The sequence below is a fragment of the Mycobacteroides chelonae CCUG 47445 genome, assembly GCF_001632805.1.
In the GTDB taxonomy this organism is placed as follows: domain Bacteria; phylum Actinomycetota; class Actinomycetes; order Mycobacteriales; family Mycobacteriaceae; genus Mycobacterium; species Mycobacterium chelonae.
This window is the reverse complement of record NZ_CP007220.1, coordinates 2,413,770-2,434,560: the sequence shown is the minus strand read 5'-3', so window position 1 is coordinate 2,434,560 and position 20,791 is coordinate 2,413,770. Positions and strand designations below refer to the sequence as shown.

The window sequence follows — 20,791 nt, the reverse complement described above, 5'->3', positions numbered from 1 at the left end:
GACATGGTGTTGAACATCATTTGGATGATCATTCTTGGCCTGATCGTTGGCTGGATCGCCCGGTTGATCGTGCCTGGCAAGGAGAACTTCGGCTGGATCGTGACAGCGTTGCTGGGCATTGTCGGTGGTTACGTCGGCGGGACGCTGGGAAGTCTGGTGTTCGCCCCTCACAAGTTCACGGTTACCCCGCCGATCAATCACGCCTTCCTTGGAGCGCTGGTCGGCGCGGTGATTCTGCTGGTCGTCTACAAGTTCATCGCCGGGAAAACCAAAAGCTAGTCGCTGCCCATAGGCGGCACTTCCGGCGACACACAGTGCATCGGTGACGTGCGCCCACGCTGACGGCGTGGGCGCACGGAATCCGACCTTCACCGACACCTACCGTCAGCACTCACCGCGAAGTGGGTGAGCCGAACTCGCCCAAGCGCTAGACCGGAACCCCGGGTGCTGCGGGCGCCGCGGGAGGTGGCGGTGGCAGGGGCTGCCCCGGAGCGGCAGGTTCGGGCGCCGGTGCACCCGGTGCCGCGGGGGCCGCAGGAGCCGGTGGCTGGTTGGGATCGGCAGGCGCGGGCGCAGGCTGGTTCGGGTCCGCAGGCGCGGGCGCAGGCTGGTTGGGATCGGCAGGCTGCCCGGCGGGCGGCGTGGGCGGCGTCGGTGGGGTCCACGGACGAACCGAGTCGGTGAGGGCCTTAGCCACTCCCTTGTCCACCGGGGACGCCGCAGTACCGAGCCAGACGATGAACCAACGATCCTTGCCCTTGCCCACGGCAGCGGCCCAGATCTGACCGGGTTCCTTGGCGGCGTCGTCGAACTTCACCTCGTAGTACGAGGACGCCGCGGGCATGCCCGCTACCTCGAAGTTCTGATCTTCCTGATTGACGCGGTTGCCCGGGTACGGCATGAAGAACTCGCCCATGTCCGACGCGAGCCTGCGTGCGGCCTTCTGGTTGTCAGGCTCGGCGCCCGCGAACAGCTTCAGATCGAGGCGACCCAGCAGAATGCTCCCGTTTGGTGCCGCTGGGTTGGTCAGCAGCGCCGAACCGTATGTCAGCCTGCGCGCGTCCGCTTGGGCCCAGCCTTGGGGCACAACATAACTGAATCCACCCTGGTCATTGTTGACACGCCCGGCATCTGCCGGTGCTCCGGGCGCGGGCGGTGGGGTGGGTGCGGGCGTACCGGGCGGAGGTGACGCCGGAGGCGTCGTCACGGTTGTCGGAGTCTCCGGGTTGGGTGCCGGTTGGCCGGGCGCAGGCGTTGCAGGTGGCGGTGGTACATCGGTGGTCACCAGATTGATTTCCGCCGTGCGTACCGACGTCGGCGACTGATCAGCCGGTCCGGCGACAAGCGTTATCGCCCCTGCCCCCGACAGCGAGGCCACGGCGACGGCAGCTGCCATCACCCGTGCCCGTTGCACCCGCTTGGCGGCCAAAGTTGCCCGTGGTTGCTGCATGCCAATGAACGTACCGTTTTGTCCTGCACGTGCAAGCGTATCCGGCAATCGGCGCGCCCGATTTGGCAAGGGGTTTGGCTGACCAGAAGCAAACATGGGTTTCCTCTCAACGGCTACCGAAATCCCCGTCCCCAGCTACTGCGCCGCCTGAATGACGACCTCGTGAGCCTTCACGGCAAAGTACGCCGACTCCTCGGGTGCCAGCTTTAGCTCTGCCGCGGCGGCCGCGGTGATGTGTGCCGTGAATATCGTGGGCCCCGCGGTTGCCGTTACAACCACGCTGTCGCCATGAGCGCTCAGGGTCGACACGGCCACCGCGATGACGTTGCGCGGGCTGCCGCCCGGCGGGGACAGATGCACGCCCACCGCACGCGGCCCGAACACCGCGACGGCATGCTGCCCCGGCTCGGGACTGCCGGTGCCGGACCACACGCCGTGGATGACGATGCCGTCCGCGTACAGGGCTCCGTCCTCGCCCACGGTGCCGGCGATCAGGTTCACACCCGCGAACCGGGCACCAAACTTGCTGGTCGGACGGGCCAATACGGTCGCGGTATCTCCCAGCTCCGCGATGTGGCCGGAGTCCAGGACCATCACCCGATCGGCGATGGCGACGGCGTCCATGATGTCGTGCGTGACGATCAGAGCGCTCTGGCCGCCGCGGCCCAGCACCCGGCCCAGTAAGGCCCGGATGTCCGGCGCACTCGCGGCGTCGAGGCCGGCCAGCGGCTCGTCGAGCAGCACCAGGTCGGGTTCGGTGGCCAAGGCACGGGCGATCGCCACCCGCTGCGCCTGCCCCCCGGACAGTTCACCCGGCCGACGTGGGGCAAGATCGCGCGCGCCAACCGATTCCAGCCAGCGATCGCGCAGGGCAGGCACCTCGTCACGATGCCGGGCGCGCATCCCGAACTCGACGTTGCGCGCGACCGTCAGGTGCGGGAACAACAAGGCTTCTTGCAGCAGAAGCGCCGTGCGTCGCCGGTGGGTCGGGACGAAAGTGCCTGTGGCACAGTTCGTCAGCACGTGGTCGCCGAGGCCGATCTCACCGGAGTCGGGTCGCAGCAGTCCGGCGATGAGCCCGAGCAATGTGGACTTACCGGCCCCATTGGGGCCGACGATCGCCAAGGTCTCTCCGGGTGCAACGGTGAATACGGCGTGCACACCCCGACCGGAATGCCCGGCGTCGAATCGCAGCTCACTCATCGCCGCCACCCATCGCGACGCCAGGCTCGGGCCCCCACAACAGCCAGCACAACCGCCGCCACCGCAACCAGCAGTAGCGAGAGCGCCACGGCCGATTGCGCATCGGATTCGCGCTGCAGATAGATCTCCAGGGGCAGCGTGCGAGTGACCCCCTGCCGGGATCCCGCGAAGGTCAAGGTGGCCCCGAATTCACCGAGAGAACGCGCGAAGGCCAGCACCGTGCCCGAGACCAGCGCCGGCATCACCAGCGGCAGCGACACCCGCCGCAGCACTGTGGTCGGTGGTGCGCCCAGACTCGCCGCCACATGGTCGTAGCGCTCCCCCGTCGTGGCCAGCGCTCCCTCGAGGCTTATGACGAGAAATGGCAACGACACGAAGGTCTGCGCCAGCACCACCGCGGACGTGGAAAACGCTATCCGGACACCTGCGGCATCCAGGTAGTGGCCGAGCAGCCCGAGCTTGCCGAAGGCGTAGAGCAGTGCGATGCCGCCGACGACCGGCGGCAACACCAGAGGCAACAGAATCAATGGGCGCAGCAACCGGGTGAGCCATACCGGCCCGCGGGCCAGCACGATGGCCAGCGGCACACCCAGCAGCAGGCACAGCGCTGTGCTGGCCACGCATGTCCTGACGCTGAGCAACAGCGCCGCCTGTGAGGCGGGGCTGGTGATCAATGCGGGGAACTGAGGCCAGTCGACCTTCACCACGAGTGCCAGCAGCGGCAGCACGATGAGCACTGCCCCAACGGCCGCCGGCAGATACACCCAGCGCGGCAGACCGGGTGCCGGTGTCACGGCGCAGAGAACCCGGCCGCCGCCAGAATCTTGTGTCCGGCGTCCCCGGTGACCGTTTCGATGAACTGATTCGCGCGTTCGGGATTGCGCGAGTTCGCAGTTACCGCAATGGGATAGGTGTTGACGATCGACCGCGCCTCGGGGAATGCGACGGCGGTGACTTTGTCGCCGGCGGACTTGGCGTCGGTGACGTAGACCAAACCCGCATCCGCCTGCCCCGCGACCACCTTGTTCAACACGTCAGTCACCGAAGACTCTTCACTGACCGGATTCAGTTGCACCCCAGTCTCTTTGGATGCGGTCGCGGTGGCCGCACCACACGGAACCTGCGGTGCGCACACCACCACGTCCAGACCAGGACGCGCGAGGTCACCAAAGGTGGCGATGCCCTTCGGATTCCCGGGGGCGACGACGATCGTGAGCGTGTTGGCCGCGAAGTCGACGGGATTGACCACCGAGTGCGCCTTCCACGCCTTGTCCATGTTGGCCGAGTCCGCGGTGGCAAGCACGTCAGCCTGGGCGCCCTGCGTGAGCTGAGTGACCAAATCCGAGGACCCCGCAAAGGTGAATTCGACGCTCGTGCCCGCGTGGGTGGATTCGAAAGACTTCCCGATTTCGGTGAAGGCCTTGCGCAGCGACGCCGCGGCCAGCACGTGCAACTGGACCGGAGCAGAATCCGAACCCGTCGACGGGGCCGCTGTGCTGCCGTCGGGCGCCGTTCGCGAACCACAGCCGGACATGGTCAGCGAACCCGTAAGGAGTGCTGCGGCGAGAATTTTCCACCCTCTGCTGGTCACCGGCATAACCCTAGCCCCAGCCGACGCGGTACGTGGTGGTCGTGGGTATTGCTACCGTCCAGTAATATTGGCGCTCAAACCCGTGCGACCCGGCCACGAAATCCGGGGTATGAGGTCCGGGTTGTGTCACGATCAAGCTGATCAGGCCTGGCAACAGGAGCGGATCGGTAAGGCTTGCAGGAAGGTAAGGAAGGTACCGCCATGGACGTACTGGTAACCGGAGCGGTTAACGAGGTCGGCCGGGCGGTGGCTGCGGAATTCCGCAACGCCGGCCATCGGGTGGTCATCACCGGCCCCAACGCCGACGAGCTGGAAATCGCCGCCAAGGAGCTCGAGGTCGACGCCATCGTGTGCGATAACTCCGACCCGGACAGCCTGGAAGAGAACGTCGAACTGTTCCCCCAGCACCTCGACGCCATCGTGAACATCCCGAACCCCGTCTGGAGCGAGCCCGGCCCGCATCTGGGCACCCTCACCGATACCGGCGAGGCGTGGCTGTCTCGCTACGAGTCCAGCGTGCTGACCGCTGTGCTGACGGTGCAGTCCATCGGCGATCATCTGCGTTCCGGCGCGGCCATCGTCAATCTGTGCACGCTGGGCAGCCGGGACCGATCGGGCGCTACGACTGCCGCCAAGGCCGCACTGTCGGCGTGGACCGCCGAGCAGGCCGAGCGAATGGGCACCCGCGGGATCACCATCAACACCATCGCTCCCGGGCAGTCGGCCGACGCCAACTACGACGGCCTTGACCGCACCGAGGATGCCCAAGAGCTGGTCAGCGCCGAGATCGCACGGTTGGCGTTGTTCCTCACCAGCCCGCAGGCGCGTCACATCACCGGCCAAACCCTGCATGTCAGCCGCGGAGTTCCCGCCGGCGTCAGCTGACACAGCTGGAGTGCACTCCAGCTGTAGATCGCCGAATTGCATTGCGAGGCAAGACCGTACGTAGTGCCATCGCAGCAGTTCGAGCGTAGGCTCGATCGGGTGACCATTCGGCTTGGCTATCAGATCCCCAATTTCTCCTACGGCACCGGCGTCGCCGAGCTCTTTCCCACCGTCGTCAGACAGGCACGCGAGGCGGAGGCGTCGGGTTTCGACACGGTTTTCCTGATGGATCACTTCTATCAGCTGCCCATGATCGGCACCCCCGATCAGCCGATGCTCGAGGCATACACAGCCCTGGGCGCGCTGGCCAGTGCCACCAGCACCATTCAGCTCTCCACGCTGGTCACCGGCAACACCTACCGAAACCCGAGCCTGCTTGCGAAGGCCGTAACCACGCTCGACGTCGTCAGCGGCGGCCGCGCCATCCTGGGCATCGGCGCGGGGTGGTTCGAACTGGAACACCAGCAACTCGGGTTCGAGTTCGGCACGTTCACCGACCGCTTCGAGCGGCTGAGCGAGGCCCTGGAGATCATCGCCCCGATGTTGCGCGGTGAGCGGCCCACCTTCGAGGGCAAGTACTACCGCACCGAGACCGCCATGAACGAGCCCCGGATCCGGCCGAACATTCCGATCATGATCGGCGGCAGCGGTGAGAAGAAGACCTTCGGGCTGGCCGTGAAGTATGCCGATCACCTGAACCTGCTCAGCTCGCTGGACGAGATCCCGCACAAACTGTCGGTGCTGCGACAGCGTTGCGAGGAAGCAGGGCGTGACCCATCCACCCTGGAGACCTCGGCGTTCTTCTCGGTGTTCATCGACGACAACTCGGCAACAGCCTGGAAACTCGCTGGTGAGCAACTACGCAAGAATGGCATCGATCTGGAAACCCTCCCCGAGGAGGCCCGTGCGCAGGTTCTCGGACGCACCCTCGTGGGCAGCCCCGAGGAGATCGCCGAACAGGTGCAGACCCGAGTTCTCGATCAGGGAATCGACGCTGTCACGCTCAACGCGACCGCCAACGGGCATGTGCCCGGCGTAGTGGAGCTGATCGGCAACACTCTTCGCCCGCTGTTCAAGGACTAGTCGGCCGGATTCGCCCTCCATCGCGCAATCCTTCGGCAGGATGTGCGATATGGGTGCTCCATTCAGCTTGCAGCCCGCCGCGACGGCCGTGGCGGCGCTTCTTCCGGGGGTGTCGGATGAGGCGCTGGACGGCTCGACTCCGTGTACCGAACTCACGGTCCGTGCCCTGCTGAATCACCTGATGGGTTTGTCGGTGGCCTTCCAATACGTCGTCCGCCCCGAGGAGGCCGCCGCTCTCGGCATCGACCTTTCGGGCCCGTCGTTCACCGAGGACCTCGATCCGCAGTGGCGGACGTTGCTCCCGCAACGGCTCGCGGATCTGGTGGCAACCTGGGCTCAGCCCCGGTCATGGGTCGGCGAGTCGACCATCGCGGGCTCGGTCATGCCCAATGACCAGGTGGCGATGGTGGTCCTGGACGAGTTGGTGCTGCACGGATGGGATTTGGCGGCGGCCACCGGGCAGCCGTTTGACCTGCCCGAGGGCACCGATCCGGGTTTGTATGGATTCATCAGGGCGCTGGCCTCCGACGACGGGATTCCCGGTTTGTTCGGCCCGCAGCAGCCGGTTCCCACGAGTGCCCCGCAGTTCGATCACATGCTCGCCATGTCGGGACGTGATCCAGGCTGGCGCCCGCAGGGTGTGTGAGATATTTCGCTAAACTAACTGACGCGACGTACAGGGAAATCCCGACTACGGTTGGGGTGTTGCACCAAGTGTCAGACAAGGTGAATAACCCCAGTTGAGACACCATTCGACGAGGAGTGATCGATGAGCACGACACCAGACGCCGCCACCGGCGCGGCGCCTGTCGAGGCCAATCCGAAGCCCAAGATCAAGGACGCGCTGACGCCCAAGCACCGAGTCGTGATTATCGGGTCGGGATTCGGCGGTCTCACGGCCGCCAAGACGCTCAAACGTGCCAACGTCGATGTCACGCTGATCGCGCGCACCACTCATCACTTGTTCCAGCCGCTGCTGTACCAAGTGGCCACCGGGATCATCTCCGAAGGAGAGATCGCTCCCCCGACGCGGCAGATCTTGAAGGACCAGGACAACGCCCAGGTCGTTCTCGGCGATGTGACGAGCATCGACCTGGAGAATCAGGTGGTCCACTCCTCGCTGCTGGGACACGACTACTCCACGCCCTACGACAGCCTGATCGTCGCCGCCGGTGCGGGTCAGTCGTACTTCGGAAACGACCACTTCGCCGAGTGGGCGCCGGGCATGAAGTCCATTGACGACGCTCTCGAGCTGCGCGGTCGCATTCTGGGTGCCTTCGAACAGGCCGAGCGCTCCAGCGATCCCGTCCGGCGCCGCAAGCTCATGACCTTCACCGTGGTGGGTGCCGGTCCGACCGGCGTCGAAATGGCCGGGCAGATCGCCGAACTGGCCAACGAGACCCTCAAGGGCACCTTCCGGCACATCGACCCGACCGATGCGCGGGTCATCCTGCTCGATGCCGCGACAGCTGTGCTGCCGCCCTTCGGCCCGAAGCTGGGAGAGAAGGCACGCAAGCGCCTGGAGAAGCTCGGCGTTGAAATCCAGTTGGGCGCCATGGTCACCGACGTGGACCGCAATGGCCTGACCGTCAAGCATTCCGACGGCACCGTGGAGCGCATCGAATCCTGGTGCAAGGTGTGGTCTGCGGGCGTGTCCGCGAGCCCCCTGGGTAAGAACCTGGCCGAGCAGTCGGGTGTCGAACTGGACCGCGCGGGACGTGTGAAGGTCGGCCCGGACCTGTCGATTCCGGGCCACCCCAACGTCTTTGTGGTCGGCGACATGATGGCGGTCGACGGCGTACCCGGTGTCGCCCAGGGCGCCATCCAGGGTGGGCGCTACGCCGCCAAGCAGATCAAGGCCGAGTTGAAGGGGCGTAGCGCCGAGGAACGCCCGCCGTTCAAGTTCTTCGACAAGGGCTCGATGGCCACGGTGTCGCGGTACAACGCGGTCGTCAAAATCGGCAAGCTCGAATTCAGCGGATTCATCGCGTGGCTGAGCTGGCTGGCGCTGCACCTGGTCTACCTCGTCGGGTTCAAAAACCGCCTGGTGACGCTCATCCTGTGGTCCATCGCCTTCGTGACGCGCTCACGCGGCCAGATGGCGATCACCGAACAGCAGGCCTGGGCGCGAACACGCTTGGATCAGCTCGAAGAGCTGGTCGCCGAAAAGAACGGCGACGAGGGACGGGTTGCGGAGCCCGAAGAGGAAAAAGCAGCCAGCTAGTTCCGATCGATCAGTCGGACGGTAGACGCTGTCCCTGCCACGTGAGCAGGGTGGCGTCGCCGGCGAGGCGCAGCACCGTGGCGTCGGCCGGAGTTGGTGGCATGGAATCTGTTTCGGGATAGCGTAATTCACTGATCAGAGCCAGCGGGCGACCCAGTTCGTCGTCGGTTACCGATCCCGCCCCGAGTTCGATGCGGTGGCGCAGCAGGGGGCGATTGTCGATATCCGCCTCGAGCTCACCGCTCCAGAATCCGGATGACTCCCCTGCCCTGCCGATCTGCACACGTTCCCGCAGCCGCACGCTCGCATCGCCCGATCCGTGAACCGTGACATGAGAATGGTGGACGGCGTTGGCCGCCACGATGGTTGGCGCCGGGTCGAGGTCAAGCTCGCCGGCCACCGAGCAGCTCCACGCTGTCGAGGACCGCAGGGTGTTCCGGCCGGGCAGGGCCACCGCTGCCGCCACCGACCGCACGCGCAACAACACCCCGTCGCCAACCTCGATACGCACCGAAATCTCGTCGCCGCCCAGGGGGCTGGCGGCCACTCCGACGAGATGCACGGTATCGGCATCGGTGAGCCTGCCCTGCAGGCTGCCCGAACAGCGTATCCGTGGGAGACGGCCCTTCACCGCGATGATCTCGACGTCAGTGCGCATGGTCCAGGTGGCTCCGGACCCACGCCAACACCTCGGTGGCCGTCGGGTCTTCGGTCAACGAGATCATCGCAGTTGGCCGTCCTTCCCGTACGGCTGCCGCATCCCGTGCCATCACGCCCAGATCGGCGCCCACCATGGGAGCGAGGTCGGTCTTGTTGATGACCAGCAGATCCGAGAAGGTCACGCCGGGACCGCCTTTGCGCGGCACCTTGTCACCGCCGGCGACGTCGACGACGAAGATCTGCACGTCGATCAGACCTGAGGAAAACGTGGCGGTGAGATTGTCGCCACCCGACTCGACGAGGATGAGGTCAAGTGGATCATTGGTGGCGATGAGATCCTCGATGGCGTCCAGGTTCGCGGTGATGTCGTCGCGGATCGCGGTGTGCGGGCAGCCACCGGTTTGCACGGCGGTGATGCGCTCGTCGGGCAGCACCGCGTGGCGGCGCAGGAAGTCGGCATCCTCCGTCGTGTAGATGTCGTTGGTGAGCACCGCCACCGAAATCTCGTCGCGCAGCGTGCGACACAGCGCGGCGACCAGCGCAGTCTTGCCCGACCCCACGGGTCCACCGATCCCGATGCGCAGCGGCTCACCCGGCTGGCGCACCCGGCGGGGCCTGTCGATGTGTTGATGGGGCTGACCGTCGAGGAGATGCGGTGGCATGTTGATCCAATCGTGGTTGTGCGTGAAAACCGAGAACCCTAAAACTACGAAACAAAAAGCGGACGTTCACGTGTGAGATGACGCTCTGCGAGCACATCCAGCAGCGGGTCGGACAGGCATGCCAGATCGGCGGCAGCCAAGGTCGCGGTCTCCTCGCACAGGCCCGCCATGGCCAAGGTACCCACCGCCACCTCTGTGGGGTCTAACGCCAACAGCCGCTGGCCTGCGGTGGCGGACCCGGTCAGCGTGGTGTACACGACGACGAGGGCGATATCGCGGCCCGACAAACCTGTTGCCGCGCCGATGACGCCGTAGACCACGGCCAGATGCGGCTGGCGGCCGCGCGCACGCCAGTCGATGTGCGGCCAGGCGCTCCCGGCCAGGCGCTTGAGCCCCCGCCCCTGGGCGCGGGAAGCGTCCCGCGCCGCCTGCGAGGGCGTCCGCGCGTCCGTTTCGGCATCCGCACGCTCCGGATCCAGCCGTCCCGACGTGATGGCGGCGGCAATAGATGCCGCGACCAGTCCGTGAGTCCGAATACGCCGCCGCAGATAGGCATTCAAGGTCACACCGTCTCGCACCAGACCCTGGGCTATGGCCTCCTCCACCCCACCGGAGTGCACATGGGAACCGGTGGGCAACCGGGAATCAGCCAGCGACAGCAGTAGTGCCGTCGTCGCGGAAGTATCGATGCCACCCATCAGAACAGGAAATATCGTTGCGCCATGGGCAGTTCGGTGGCCGGCTGTTCCTGCCAGACCTCGCCGTCAATACGTACGGTGAAGGTATCGGGATCGACTCGGATGTCCGGCATCGCGTCATTCAGCGGCAGATCGGCCTTGCCGCGATGGCGCACATCGCGGGTGGGAACCAGCCTGCGCCGCAACGCGAGCCGGGCCGCCAGATCATCCTCGATAGCCGTCGGCGAGACAAAGTGCACGGCCAAACCGGGTGCCACGTTGGGCATGGCGCCGAACATGGGCCGTGGCAGCACGGGTTGCGGGGTGGGAATAGAAGCGTTGGCATCGCCCATGGCAGCCCACGCGATGGCGCCGCCCTTGATGACGACATGTGGCCGGACCCCGAAGAAGGCCGGTTCCCACAGCACCAGATCGGCCAGCTTGCCGACCTCTACCGAGCCCAATTCATGATCGATGCCGTGCGTGATCGCCGGACAGATCGTGTATTTCGCGACATACCGGCGGACGCGGTTGTTGTCGTTGCCGCCTGCCCCGGACGGGTCCCCCTCCAGCGCGCCCCGGCGCTTCTTCATGACATGCGCGGTCTGCCAGGTGCGCATCACCACTTCGCCGATGCGCCCCATGGCCTGACTGTCACTGCCAATCATCGAGATGGCGCCGATATCGTGCAGCAGATCCTCGGCAGCGATCGTGGACGGACGAATCCGGCTCTCGGCGAAGGCAAGATCCTCCGGCACCGCGGCGTTGAGATGGTGGCAGACCATGAGCATGTCCAGATGCTCGTCCAGGGTGTTGACGGTGTGCGGGCGCGTGGGATTGGTGGAGCTTGGCATCACGTTCGGGTGACTGGCCACGGTGATGATGTCGGGAGCATGGCCGCCCCCGGCGCCCTCTGTATGGTAAGCGTGTATCGCGCGCCCGGCGATCGCCTCCAGAGTGCCCTCGACAAAACCTGTTTCGTTGAGGGTGTCCGAATGCAGAGCGACCTGGACATCGGCCTCGTCGGCGACACGCAGGCACGCGTCGATCACCGCGGGTGTGGTGCCCCAGTCCTCATGAAGTTTGAAACCCGCTGCGCCACCGCGTAATTGTTCCCACATGGATTCGGGGTTGACGGTGTTGCCCTTGCCCAGCAGCAGCACGTTCACCGGCCACCTGTCGAGCGCCTGCAGCATGCGCCCCAGGTGCCATGCTCCGGGAGTGACTGTGGTGGCCTTGCTGCCCTCAGCGGGGCCGGTGCCCCCGCCGATCATCGTGGTGATGCCGCCGCCGATGGCCTCTTCGACCAATTGGGGACAGATGAAGTGGACGTGGCAATCGATGCCGCCCGCGGTGACGATCCGGTCATTGCCGGCGATGATCTCGGTGGACGGGCCGACGATCAGTTGGGGGTGAACCCCATCCATGATGTCCGGATTACCCGCCTTGCCGATGCCGACAATGCGTCCGTCCCGAATGCCGATGTCGGCCTTGATGATTCCCCAGTGATCGATGATGACAGCGCCCGTGATGACGGTGTCCGGCGCTCCCCCGGCGCGGGTGAGGCGGCTCTGCCCCATCGACTCGCGCAGCACCTTGCCACCGCCGAAGACTGCCTCCTCGCCCGCCAAACCGGGCCCACCACATCGATCTTCGGTGATCTCGATAAGCAAATCGGTATCCGCCAAGCGGATGCGATCACCCGTTGTCGGCCCGTACAGCTTGGCGTAGTGCTCCCGCGAGAGCCGGGTCATGCGGGTTCACCGCCGTCCAGGTGTCCCGGAGCGTCGAGCGTCAGTCCGTGTACTTCTCGGCGCCCACGCAGGGGAACCAGTCGGACCTTCTGCGCCACACCGGGTTCGAAGCGAACCGCGGTACCCGCAGGAATGTGCAGGCGGTGTCCGTGCGCGGCCTCACGATCGAAGTCAAGCGCCGGGTTCGACTGCGGGAAATGTACGTGACTGCCCACCTGCACGGGGCGGTCACCGGTGTTGACGACATCGAGCTCGATGACGGTCGCTCCCGCGTTGAGTTCGATATCGTCTGATGCGAACAGGTATTCGCCAGGAATCATGTGGCTCATCCGATCGGGTGGTGCACAGTGACGAGCTTGGTGCCGTCGGGAAAGGTTGCCTCCACCTGGACGTCCGGGATCATCTCGGGGACGCCGTCCATCACGTCATCGCGCCCCAGCACCTCGCGGCCGCTGGCCATCAATTCCGAGACGGTGCGACCATCACGCGCACCCTCGAGGAGATGATCGGTGATGATGGCGATTGCTTCTGGGTGGTTGAGGCGCAGGCCTCGGGATTGGCGTCGTCGCGCCAATTCCGCCGCATAGGAAATGAGCAGCCGTTCCTGCTCGTGCGGGGTCAATCGCATAAGGGGCGATCCTGCCATGATCCGGGCTGCCTGGCACTTTCACGGCCGTTGCGCAGACAGCGGACGGTTTTGCCCTGCGGTCGAGATGGTGAGTGCGAGAATCCACGGAGCTTGTGGGGTGTGGAGTCGATCAGGAGGGTGCGCGATGCGGTACGGGATGACGTTGTGGTGCGTGGTGTCGGCCGGAGTGCTGATATCAGGGTGCGGTCAGCCCAGCGAGGGGATAAAGCCGGTGTCGGCGCCGACCACCACCTCGGCGGATATGCCCATGACCGCGGGCACCTCAGCCCCCGCGTCCATCCCCACGACCACAAAAGCGCCTCCACCGCCGCCCCTGGTGGTCACCCCGGAGAAGATCGACTCGATCCTGGGCTCACGTTCGGATGTCGGAAAGATTCTGGGAACCACGCTCGAGTACGACGACAACACATCGACACCGCCGACCGATGCCGTAGGCGGCGCACCGGACTGCGCCAACCTGGACAACCCGCGGGCCAGCCAATTGGGATCCGAATGGACGACCTACCGCTGGAACTATTACCGCGAGACCAAGGACACCACCGCGTACATCGTGAGCCAGGTGGCCGTCCTCTATCCGTCCCGCGAGGAGGCCGCCGCGGCTTTCGCACACGCGTTTCCCAAGTCCGCAGCGAGAACATGCGCCAACGCGGAAATCTCCAAGCAGGATCAGAAGTGGAAGATCAGCAACATCGCGGAAATCAGTGATGGCGCGGCGAAATGGACCCAACTGCAGATCACACAGACCGCGACGTGGCACTGCTTCTTCGACTTCCGCAACAAGAACAACGTGCTCTTCGGGACGTACCTATGCCAGTACGGTGACGGCGTACCCGGTGTGACGACCATTACCGACCGGATCGCGGCGTGGATCCCGCAGTGAAAGGAATCGCTGTGACCAGCAAATCGGTGTACGGAAAGACTGCCGTCGCGGTGTGCGCCGCCGCCGTCCTGACGGGATGCTCAATTTTCGGAGGTGGCCAGCACCCTGCGACGTCCGGGCCGTCGGCGACCCCCGGCGCATCGAAGACGTCGACAACGACGTCGGTGGATGCGATCAGTCCCGACAGAGCCAACTCGATCATCGTCTCCAAAAAGGACGTGTCCGAGCTGGTCGGCTCCACCCTCGAATACGAGGGCAAGTCCTCGAATCCGCGATCGTCGTCGCCGATCGACGGCAGGCAATCGTGCCAGGCGCTGATGGTGCCACTGACCGTCGACGTCGGCGACAAGTGGACTACCTACCGCGACGTCTGGTATCGGGAGGGCAAGGACACGTTCACGCACTCGGTCACTCAGCGGGTGTTGCTCTACTCGTCGAAAGACGATGCGCGGGAGAACTATTCGAAGGAGTTCCCCGGCGATGTCCGCAGTTGCTCGGGTGAGGAACTGAAGGTCGACACGGCGACCTGGCGCGTGTCTGTCCGCGAGGCATCCGACGACCGCGCCCAGTGGGTGCTCGATGAGATCGCCGATGGGCGCCCGTCGGGATGGCGCTGCATGCTGGAGGCCCGCATCATCGAAAATCTGCTGCTCTCGGCGACAGTCTGTCAGGTGGCCAATGGTGGTCCGGCGCTGCGCGCGATCGTGGACAGGATGGTTACCGCCACCCAGCCGAAGTAAGAAATCGCTCGTGGCGCTCGTGTAACACTGGGCGCCAGCGATCCGATGTAGCCATGATTTGGGTCGATACGGGTCTGAAATCGGCAGGGAGGGACTTGGATGCGTCACGTGTTGGCTGTCGGATGGCTTGGCCTGGCAGCGATGCTCGCGGTGAGTTGTGGAACGGAGACCGGGGGCATCAAGCCGATACCGGTCGGTGCCACCGAGACATCGGCACCGGCCGATCATGGGCAGGACGGGGCGATCGCGAGCCCCAAGTCCAGCGCTCCACCGGTCACCACCTCGCTCGAACCACCGGCACCGGTGATCGTCACGCCCGACAAGGCGGAATCGATCATCATCTCCGCCGACGATGTGGGCAGGCTGGTCGGATCGCCGCTGACGTACGAGTTCAAGTCCACTCGGCCCAGCGATGCCTCCGCGACCGGCAAGTGTCAGGCACTCACCGGGCTGCGCAGCGAGAGCCTTGGTGATGAGTGGACCACCTACCGAGGTTCACGTCTGCAGGAAACACAGGACCGGTATGACCACATCGTGTGGCAAGCGGTCGTGTTGTTCCCTGATGCGAAGGCCGCGGCGAACCAGCTTCAGACGGCTTATCCCCCGTCGCTCGCGTCCTGCGCGGACTCGCGTCAGACCGAGGGCGATATCGAATGGCGGATCGGTCAATTCTCGAACGACGGCACCAGTGTGAAGTGGGTGCGCCAGGAGCTCAAGGACGGAAAACCCGCGGGGTGGCGGTGTTTCTACGACTACCGGGTCAAGAACAACGCGCTCTTCGGGAGCCTGTTGTGCCAGAACGGCAACGGCACCCCGATAGTCACCGCGATCGTCGACCGCATGGCCGAATGGATTCCGGCATGACCACGACGAAGAACACGGCAGGGGGCCCGATGACAGGCATAACGGCGCGGACGGTGCTGTGCGCGACGGCAATCGCCGCGCTAGCGCTGTCCGGGTGTTCCGGCCAGCGGGAGGCCGCCGGTACGTCAACGGCCGCCACCACGACGGCCTCACGCTCGGTAAACACGCCGGCTCCGGCTCCCGTGAGCAGCGGACCAGCGGGGCTCACGGGGTGGCCCGGCCAGGACAAGATCACCGAGGAAGCCATGGTGTCGGCGTTGTTCACCAACGAGGAGATTTCCAAGGTGTTCGACGCCGAAGTCGCCAAGACCAACAAGCGGGAAAAGCCCTTCACGGCCACGGAGTCTGATGACGCGAGTTGCAATGTGACGCAGGGACTCACCGTGGAGTCGGTGGGTAAGGAGTACGAGACGTTCCGCGGCACCGAGATGCTGCTCGGCGACGCCGAGAGCCCGGATGCCCAGGTCTACCAGGGCATCGCGGCGTACAAGGACAAGGACTCCGCGCAGGCGCAGTTCTCTACGGCAGCTGACGAGATCACGGAGTGTGACGGAAAGACGTACAACTTCACCGATCCCGGCGGGCGCAAGGTGCCGGTGGCGGTGTCTGTCTCGTTGTCGAACGACAAGAAGGTGAATTGGGCCCTCACATACGGGCCCAGTAAGTATCGCTGCTTCGTGTCGTACAACGGTGTCGCGAATCTGATTGTGCAGACGCAGGTTTGTGCACGAAGCAATTCAAAGCAGCTGGTGCAGAAGATGGCCGACAGGATTGTCGACAAACTGCAGCTGAGCTGACGAGCTACCCGGATCCAGTGGGGACTGGGTCCGGGCGGGGGGACGAGGATGGCGGCCCGACCATCGGGGGGCCGGCCGACATCCCTCGAAGATGAGCTCGGGTGGGCGTACGGGGGTTGCGCCCACCCGAGTCTCACAGATTCTGTAGGCGGACCTGCCCGCGTGCGATTGTGCGGTTCTGATCATCGGCGATGGTGACAAGCCACAACTGCTGACGACGGCCCCGATGTATCGGCGTGGATGTCGCGGTGAGCGTGCCGGTCGAGATGGCGCGCAGGAAATCGGTGTTGTTGTTGACGCCGACCACCGCACTCTCCTCCCCCAGCACGTTGGCACGCCAGACGTACGCGGACACGCTCGCGACGCTTTCCACCACCGAGCAGTAGACGCCACCGTGCACGATCCCATTGGGTTGCAACAGGTTTTCGGTGACCGTCAGGGTGGCGGACACCCCCTCGGGTGTCAGCGAGGTGTATTCGAGCCCTACGAGCTTGTCGAAGGGCGCGGTGGGCATCTGGCTGAGGTGCTCCGGCGTGTCTGGCATTCGATGTTCATATCAGTGCCGGATCCGATAACGAAGAAGTGCCCCACCTGCCAAGGCAGGTGGGGCACTTCCTTCGAGTGGACCGGGGGTCTCTGCAGCCCTCAGGACTCCGGCGCGGTCCGGGTGTCTGGTCGCGCGGTAGCGCGTTCGACGTTTCTAAGGATAGGCAAGGCTGCCCTAAATTGCAAGGGCCTTGTGGCGAACCGGCAATCCGAGTGTCATGAAGCGGTCCAGGATCGCCTGTCCGCGCCGCATTCCGTCGGTCTCGCTGGAGCGGGCCAGCAGCGGAACATGAGTCGCCGCACCCACCACGGTTGAGCCCACCAGTTGCCACATCTGGCCGATTTCCATTGTTCCGGAACTGATCTGAGACAGGCGCGTGAACAAAGGCGCCAGGGCGCGATGGCATCGGTGCGCCGTCCACGCGGCAAGTGCGTCCTCGCCGGGGAACACCACAACCTGCTCCCGGTCCCGGTCCGGGTCATTGGACAACACCCGCAGCGTCGGGTCCACCACACCTGCCCAGTCGATGCAGCCTTCGGAATCGAAGTACACCCACAAGTTGCCCAGGCCCGGATCCCATGCGCGTCCCTCCAGGACGACCAGGGCGACCAATCGGCCGACCACGGTATGCACAAGCGCGTCCGCGAGTTGATGGACGGCGACCGCATCGCTACCGGTCTCTTCAATGGCGCGGGCGTACATCCGCTCGAGACGGTCGGTGTTCAGAGCCCGCGCCAGCGGCCACCATCGGCGCCGGCCGACATCGGACATGACGGCGACACCATAGGCCCGAGGGCACTCGGGATACAGCTCGCGAAGCCGGGCGCTCGATTCGTGCAGCGGCAGTGATTGGCGGATAGACATGCCGGCGATCAGCGGATCGTCGGCGATGAGGCTCCTCGTCGAAGAGCATCGATCAATGGCCAGTGTCACAGTTGGCAGCCTCCCTTCACGTAGACAAGATAGGTAAGCCTAACCACATGTAGGATGACATCGCCAGGTGCGGGTGTTGTGACTGCCCTCACCAAAGCTCCTGATCATCGGGCAGTGTTCACGATTTCGGCCCACATGGTGAGACCGGATCACGCGCTGGAACAAAGACCGAGTTCTAGATCGTTGGCTGTCAGAAGTAGTACGACTGGATGTAGTACGGCATTGCGTCGGAGGTGAACGTAGAATGTTCGGAATGGCACGCCTGGGCGAACTTGAACGCGCGGTGATGGACCATCTCTGGTCGTCCCCCGAGCCCCAGACTGTGCGCCAAGTCCACGAGGCATTGTCGGCGCGGCGTGACCTCGCCTATACGACCGTGATGACCGTGTTGCAGCGTCTCGCGAAAAAAGATCTGGTGGTGCAGCACCGCGACGATCGCGCGCACCGCTACGCACCCGTGCATGGCCGCGACGAGCTTGTCGCGGGCCTGATGGTGGATGCGTTGGCGCAGGCCAACAACTCTGGTGCCCGTGAGGCCGCGTTGGTGCACTTCGTGGAGCGCGTCGGCCCCGATGAGGCCGATGCACTGCGTCGCGCACTGGCCGAGCTCGAAGCGAAAGATCCATCTGCTGGCGGTCGCCCCACTGCGTAAGGGACACTAGTTATGTGTCCGCCCTGGCGTTCGCGATACTCGCGCTGCTGCTGACCGGTCCCGTACCGGCGTTGCTTGCGCGTGCGCGCTGGCCGTACCGCGCGCCACGTGCCGCGATGGTGCTGTGGCAGGCCATTGCCGCAGCCGCCGTTCTCTCCGCATTCAGTTCCGGGCTGGCGATCGCGAGCAGACTTCTCGTCCCTGGCCCCGATGGTCATCCGACCGCCACGATCACCGGTGAAATCGACCGCCTTGGTTGGGGTTTGTGGCTGCTCTACGTCACGGTGTTCGCGATCACGATCCTTATCGGTGTCCGGCTCATGGTGTCGGTGATCCGAGTCGGGGTACGCACCCGCCGTCGGCGTGCCCGCCACCGCGCCATCGTTGATCTGCTGGACCACAAGCGGTACTGCGAGAACTGGCGCGGCGGCTACGACATCCATCGTCGGCGCGACCACGACCTGCGGGTGTTAGAAGTCGACGAGCCCTTGGCCTATTGCTTGCCGGGGGTGCGCAGCCGGGTGGTCGTCAGCGAGGGAACTCTGAGCACGCTGGGGCACAACGAGGTGACCGCGATCGTCGCGCACGAGCGTGCACACCTGCGCGCGCGCCATGACCTGGTGCTGGAAGCCTTCACCGCGGTCCACGACGCCTTCCCCGTCATCGTGCGCAGCAAGAATGCGCTGGAGGCGGTCAAGCTGCTGGTCGAGCTGCTCGCCGACGATGCCGCGGTGCGGACGGCCGGGCCGACTCCCCTGGCCCGCGCGCTCGTCGCGTGCGCCGGTGGACCGACCCCGGTCGGCGCAATGGCCGCCGGCGGCCCGACGACACTCATCCGCGTCCGCCGCCTGGGCGGGGACGGAAACAGCCTGCTGTTGTCGTGCAGCGCCTATACCGCCGCTGCCGCCATCCTCGTGGTGCCGACGCTGGCTGTGGTGATCCCGTGGTTCACCGAACTTCAGCGCCTGTTCAGCAAGTAACCTCCGAGTAGGTGACCCGCGCTCGCGGGCCGATTGTGACTACGCGAGAATCCGTGGAGCACAACACGTCAACGAAAGGATGTGCTGGTGACGGCTGCAGACGGCTCGGCGCAGGGTAAAGCTCAGATCGGCGTGACGGGCCTGGCCGTCATGGGTTCGAATATCGCGCGGAACTTCGCACGACACGGATACACCGTCGCTCTGCACAACCGATCGGTCGCCAAGACCGACGCATTGCTCGCCGAGCACGGATCCGAGGGCAGCTTCGTCCGTAGCGAGAGCATCGAGGAGTTCATCGCAGCGCTGGAGCGCCCGCGCCGCGTGCTCATCATGGTCAAGGCCGGCGATCCGACCGATGCGGTGATCAATGAGCTCGCCGACGCCATGGAGCAGGGCGACATCATCATCGACGGCGGCAATTCCCTATACACCGACACCATCCGCCGGGAGAAGGCCATGGCCGATCGCGGCTTGCACTTCGTCGGTGCGGGTATCTCCGGTGGCGAAGAGGGTGCGCTGAACGGTCCCTCAATCATGCCGGGCGGCCCGAAGAAGTCGTACGAATCCCTCGGCCCGCTGCTGGAGGAGATCTCCGCGCACGTCGACGGTGTGCCCTGCTGTACCCACATCGGCCCCGATGGCTCCGGCCATTTCGTGAAGATGGTGCACAACGGCATCGAATACTCGGACATGCAGCTGATCGGCGAGGCCTACCAGCTGCTGCGCGACGGCCTCGGCATGAGTGCACCGGATATCGCTGACGTCTTTACAGAATGGAACAAGGGCGAGCTGGAGAGCTACCTGATTGAGATCACCGCAGAGGTGCTCAAGCAGGTTGATGCGAAGACCGGCAAGCCCCTCGTCGATGTCATCGTCGATGCCGCCGAACAGAAGGGCACCGGCCGCTGGACCGTGAAGTCGGCCCTGGACCTCGGCGTGCCCGTCACCGGTATCGCCGAGGCGGTTTTCGCGCGCGCACTGTCCGGTTCCCGCCCCCAGCGCGCCGCCGCCGCCGGGTTCGCCTCCGGAGCATTGGGCGAGAAGCCAAGTGATGCAAAGCAGTTCGTCGAAGACGTACGCCAAGCGTTGTACGCGTCCAAGATCGTGGCGTACGCGCAGGGCTTCAATCAGATTGCCGCGGGTAGCGCCGAGTACGGCTGGAACGTCAACCCCGGCGACCTGGCCACCATTTGGCGGGGTGGCTGCATCATCCGCGCGCAGTTCCTCAATCGCGTCAAGGACGCCTTCGCCGACGAGCCCGACCTGGCCACGCTGATCGCCGCGCCGTACTTCCGGGCAGCCGTCGAAAACGGCATCGATAGTTGGCGTCGCGTCGTGGTGGCGGCGACGCAGTTGGGAATTCCGGTTCCCGGCTTCGCCTCGTCGCTGTCGTACTACGACGGTCTGCGCACCGATCGTCTGCCAGCGGCCCTCACTCAGGCGCAGCGGGACTTCTTCGGCGCGCACACCTATGAGCGTGTCGACTCCGACGGCAAGTTCCACACCCTCTGGAGCGGTGACCGCGGCGAGGTAGAAGCCTAAGCAGGGCACAGAAAGAGA

At 65.1% G+C, this 20,791-nt stretch carries 24 protein-coding genes; 12 read left to right on the top strand and 12 right to left on the bottom strand.

Going from position 1 to position 20,791, the window contains the following annotated elements; translation table 11 throughout:
• The first annotated feature begins 3 nt into the window (after positions 1-3).
• On the top strand, positions 4-279 hold the full coding sequence (locus BB28_RS11925) for a GlsB/YeaQ/YmgE family stress response membrane protein (protein WP_030097937.1): 276 nt from the start codon (positions 4-6) through the stop codon (positions 277-279).
• Positions 280-427: 148 nt separating this feature from the next.
• Here the strand turns inward: BB28_RS11925 and BB28_RS11920 are convergent, their stop codons facing one another.
• The 4 genes from BB28_RS11920 to modA all read right to left on the bottom strand — a co-directional run bounded on the left by BB28_RS11920 (position 428) and on the right by modA (position 4,250).
• The gene (locus tag BB28_RS11920) at positions 428-1,450 is read right to left on the bottom strand and encodes an APA family fibronectin-binding glycoprotein (protein ID WP_046253666.1); all 1,023 of its coding nucleotides are present in this window, start codon (positions 1,448-1,450) and stop codon (positions 428-430) included.
• A gap of 135 nt (positions 1,451-1,585) precedes the next feature.
• Positions 1,586-2,653, bottom strand: a complete 1,068-nt coding sequence (locus tag BB28_RS11915; RefSeq protein WP_046255769.1) for a sulfate/molybdate ABC transporter ATP-binding protein — start codon at positions 2,651-2,653, stop codon at positions 1,586-1,588.
• Complete coding sequence (locus BB28_RS11910; protein ID WP_046253665.1) at positions 2,650-3,447, bottom strand: ABC transporter permease; 798 nt, start codon at positions 3,445-3,447, stop codon at positions 2,650-2,652. Before BB28_RS11910 ends, BB28_RS11915 begins: the two co-directional genes overlap by 4 nt.
• Positions 3,444-4,250 (bottom strand): molybdate ABC transporter substrate-binding protein, encoded by an 807-nt coding sequence (gene modA / locus BB28_RS11905; RefSeq protein WP_046253664.1) that lies wholly within the window; start codon positions 4,248-4,250, stop codon positions 3,444-3,446. Before modA ends, BB28_RS11910 begins: the two co-directional genes overlap by 4 nt.
• A 195-nt stretch (positions 4,251-4,445) precedes the next feature.
• On the opposite strand from modA, the gene BB28_RS11900 reads away from it, so the two are divergent.
• The 4 genes from BB28_RS11900 (at position 4,446) to BB28_RS11885 (ending at position 8,436) form a co-directional block, all read left to right on the top strand.
• Entirely contained in the window at positions 4,446-5,129 is a 684-nt protein-coding gene (locus BB28_RS11900; protein ID WP_046253663.1) for an SDR family oxidoreductase, read from the top strand.
• Between the two features lie 99 nt (positions 5,130-5,228).
• Positions 5,229-6,212 (top strand): LLM class F420-dependent oxidoreductase, encoded by a 984-nt coding sequence (locus BB28_RS11895; RefSeq protein ID WP_046255768.1) that lies wholly within the window; start codon positions 5,229-5,231, stop codon positions 6,210-6,212.
• A 49-nt stretch (positions 6,213-6,261) separates the two neighbouring features.
• Entirely contained in the window at positions 6,262-6,858 is a 597-nt protein-coding gene (locus tag BB28_RS11890; RefSeq protein WP_046253662.1) for a TIGR03086 family metal-binding protein, read from the top strand.
• Between the two features lie 123 nt (positions 6,859-6,981).
• Positions 6,982-8,436, top strand: coding sequence for an NAD(P)/FAD-dependent oxidoreductase (locus BB28_RS11885; RefSeq protein WP_109550668.1), 1,455 nt, complete (start codon positions 6,982-6,984; stop codon positions 8,434-8,436).
• A gap of 10 nt (positions 8,437-8,446) precedes the next feature.
• Here BB28_RS11885 and BB28_RS11880 read toward each other — a convergent pair whose 3' ends face one another.
• From BB28_RS11880 to BB28_RS11855, 6 genes are read right to left on the bottom strand one after another with little or no spacing between them, the layout of a single operon-like run.
• The gene (locus tag BB28_RS11880; protein ID WP_046253661.1) at positions 8,447-9,094 is read right to left on the bottom strand and encodes an urease accessory protein UreD; all 648 of its coding nucleotides are present in this window, start codon (positions 9,092-9,094) and stop codon (positions 8,447-8,449) included.
• The gene (gene ureG, locus BB28_RS11875) at positions 9,084-9,758 is read right to left on the bottom strand and encodes an urease accessory protein UreG (RefSeq protein WP_030097947.1); all 675 of its coding nucleotides are present in this window, start codon (positions 9,756-9,758) and stop codon (positions 9,084-9,086) included. The genes BB28_RS11880 and ureG overlap by 11 nt, the downstream gene beginning before the upstream one ends.
• A 44-nt stretch (positions 9,759-9,802) precedes the next feature.
• The gene (locus BB28_RS11870) at positions 9,803-10,447 is read right to left on the bottom strand and encodes an urease accessory protein UreF (protein WP_081252378.1); all 645 of its coding nucleotides are present in this window, start codon (positions 10,445-10,447) and stop codon (positions 9,803-9,805) included.
• An 8-nt stretch (positions 10,448-10,455) separates the two neighbouring features.
• Positions 10,456-12,189, bottom strand: coding sequence for an urease subunit alpha (locus BB28_RS11865; protein ID WP_046253659.1), 1,734 nt, complete (start codon positions 12,187-12,189; stop codon positions 10,456-10,458).
• Positions 12,186-12,509, bottom strand: coding sequence for an urease subunit beta (locus tag BB28_RS11860; protein ID WP_046253658.1), 324 nt, complete (start codon positions 12,507-12,509; stop codon positions 12,186-12,188). The genes BB28_RS11865 and BB28_RS11860 overlap by 4 nt, the downstream gene beginning before the upstream one ends.
• A gap of 5 nt (positions 12,510-12,514) precedes the next feature.
• Positions 12,515-12,817, bottom strand: a complete 303-nt coding sequence (locus BB28_RS11855; RefSeq protein ID WP_030097951.1) for an urease subunit gamma — start codon at positions 12,815-12,817, stop codon at positions 12,515-12,517.
• A gap of 145 nt (positions 12,818-12,962) precedes the next feature.
• Here BB28_RS11855 and BB28_RS11850 point away from each other — a divergent pair, with 145 nt between their 5' ends.
• The 4 genes from BB28_RS11850 to BB28_RS11835 all read left to right on the top strand — a co-directional run bounded on the left by BB28_RS11850 (position 12,963) and on the right by BB28_RS11835 (position 16,119).
• Positions 12,963-13,718, top strand: coding sequence for a sensor domain-containing protein (locus BB28_RS11850; RefSeq protein ID WP_046253657.1), 756 nt, complete (start codon positions 12,963-12,965; stop codon positions 13,716-13,718).
• Positions 13,719-13,729: 11 nt separating this feature from the next.
• Complete coding sequence (locus tag BB28_RS11845; protein ID WP_046255766.1) at positions 13,730-14,458, top strand: sensor domain-containing protein; 729 nt, start codon at positions 13,730-13,732, stop codon at positions 14,456-14,458.
• Between the two features lie 99 nt (positions 14,459-14,557).
• Positions 14,558-15,322 (top strand): sensor domain-containing protein, encoded by a 765-nt coding sequence (locus BB28_RS11840; RefSeq protein WP_030097954.1) that lies wholly within the window; start codon positions 14,558-14,560, stop codon positions 15,320-15,322.
• The gene (locus BB28_RS11835) at positions 15,319-16,119 is read left to right on the top strand and encodes a sensor domain-containing protein (protein ID WP_046255765.1); all 801 of its coding nucleotides are present in this window, start codon (positions 15,319-15,321) and stop codon (positions 16,117-16,119) included. The genes BB28_RS11840 and BB28_RS11835 overlap by 4 nt, the downstream gene beginning before the upstream one ends.
• A 133-nt stretch (positions 16,120-16,252) precedes the next feature.
• Here the strand turns inward: BB28_RS11835 and BB28_RS11830 are convergent, their stop codons facing one another.
• Together BB28_RS11830 and BB28_RS11825 are read right to left on the bottom strand one after the other, a co-directional pair.
• Positions 16,253-16,663 carry a PaaI family thioesterase gene (locus BB28_RS11830; RefSeq protein WP_030097956.1) on the bottom strand — a complete coding sequence of 137 codons (411 nt, stop codon included), beginning with the start codon at positions 16,661-16,663 and terminating at the stop codon, positions 16,253-16,255.
• Positions 16,664-16,840: 177 nt separating this feature from the next.
• Positions 16,841-17,599, bottom strand: coding sequence for a hypothetical protein (locus BB28_RS11825; RefSeq protein WP_046253656.1), 759 nt, complete (start codon positions 17,597-17,599; stop codon positions 16,841-16,843).
• A gap of 244 nt (positions 17,600-17,843) precedes the next feature.
• Here BB28_RS11825 and BB28_RS11820 point away from each other — a divergent pair, with 244 nt between their 5' ends.
• The 3 genes from BB28_RS11820 (at position 17,844) to gndA (ending at position 20,773) form a co-directional block, all read left to right on the top strand.
• Complete coding sequence (locus tag BB28_RS11820) at positions 17,844-18,251, top strand: BlaI/MecI/CopY family transcriptional regulator (protein ID WP_030097958.1); 408 nt, start codon at positions 17,844-17,846, stop codon at positions 18,249-18,251.
• 14 nt (positions 18,252-18,265) lie between these two features.
• Entirely contained in the window at positions 18,266-19,231 is a 966-nt protein-coding gene (locus BB28_RS11815; protein ID WP_046253655.1) for a M56 family metallopeptidase, read from the top strand.
• 87 nt (positions 19,232-19,318) lie between these two features.
• The gene (gndA, locus tag BB28_RS11810; protein ID WP_046255764.1) at positions 19,319-20,773 is read left to right on the top strand and encodes an NADP-dependent phosphogluconate dehydrogenase; all 1,455 of its coding nucleotides are present in this window, start codon (positions 19,319-19,321) and stop codon (positions 20,771-20,773) included.
• Positions 20,774-20,791 lie beyond the last annotated feature (18 nt).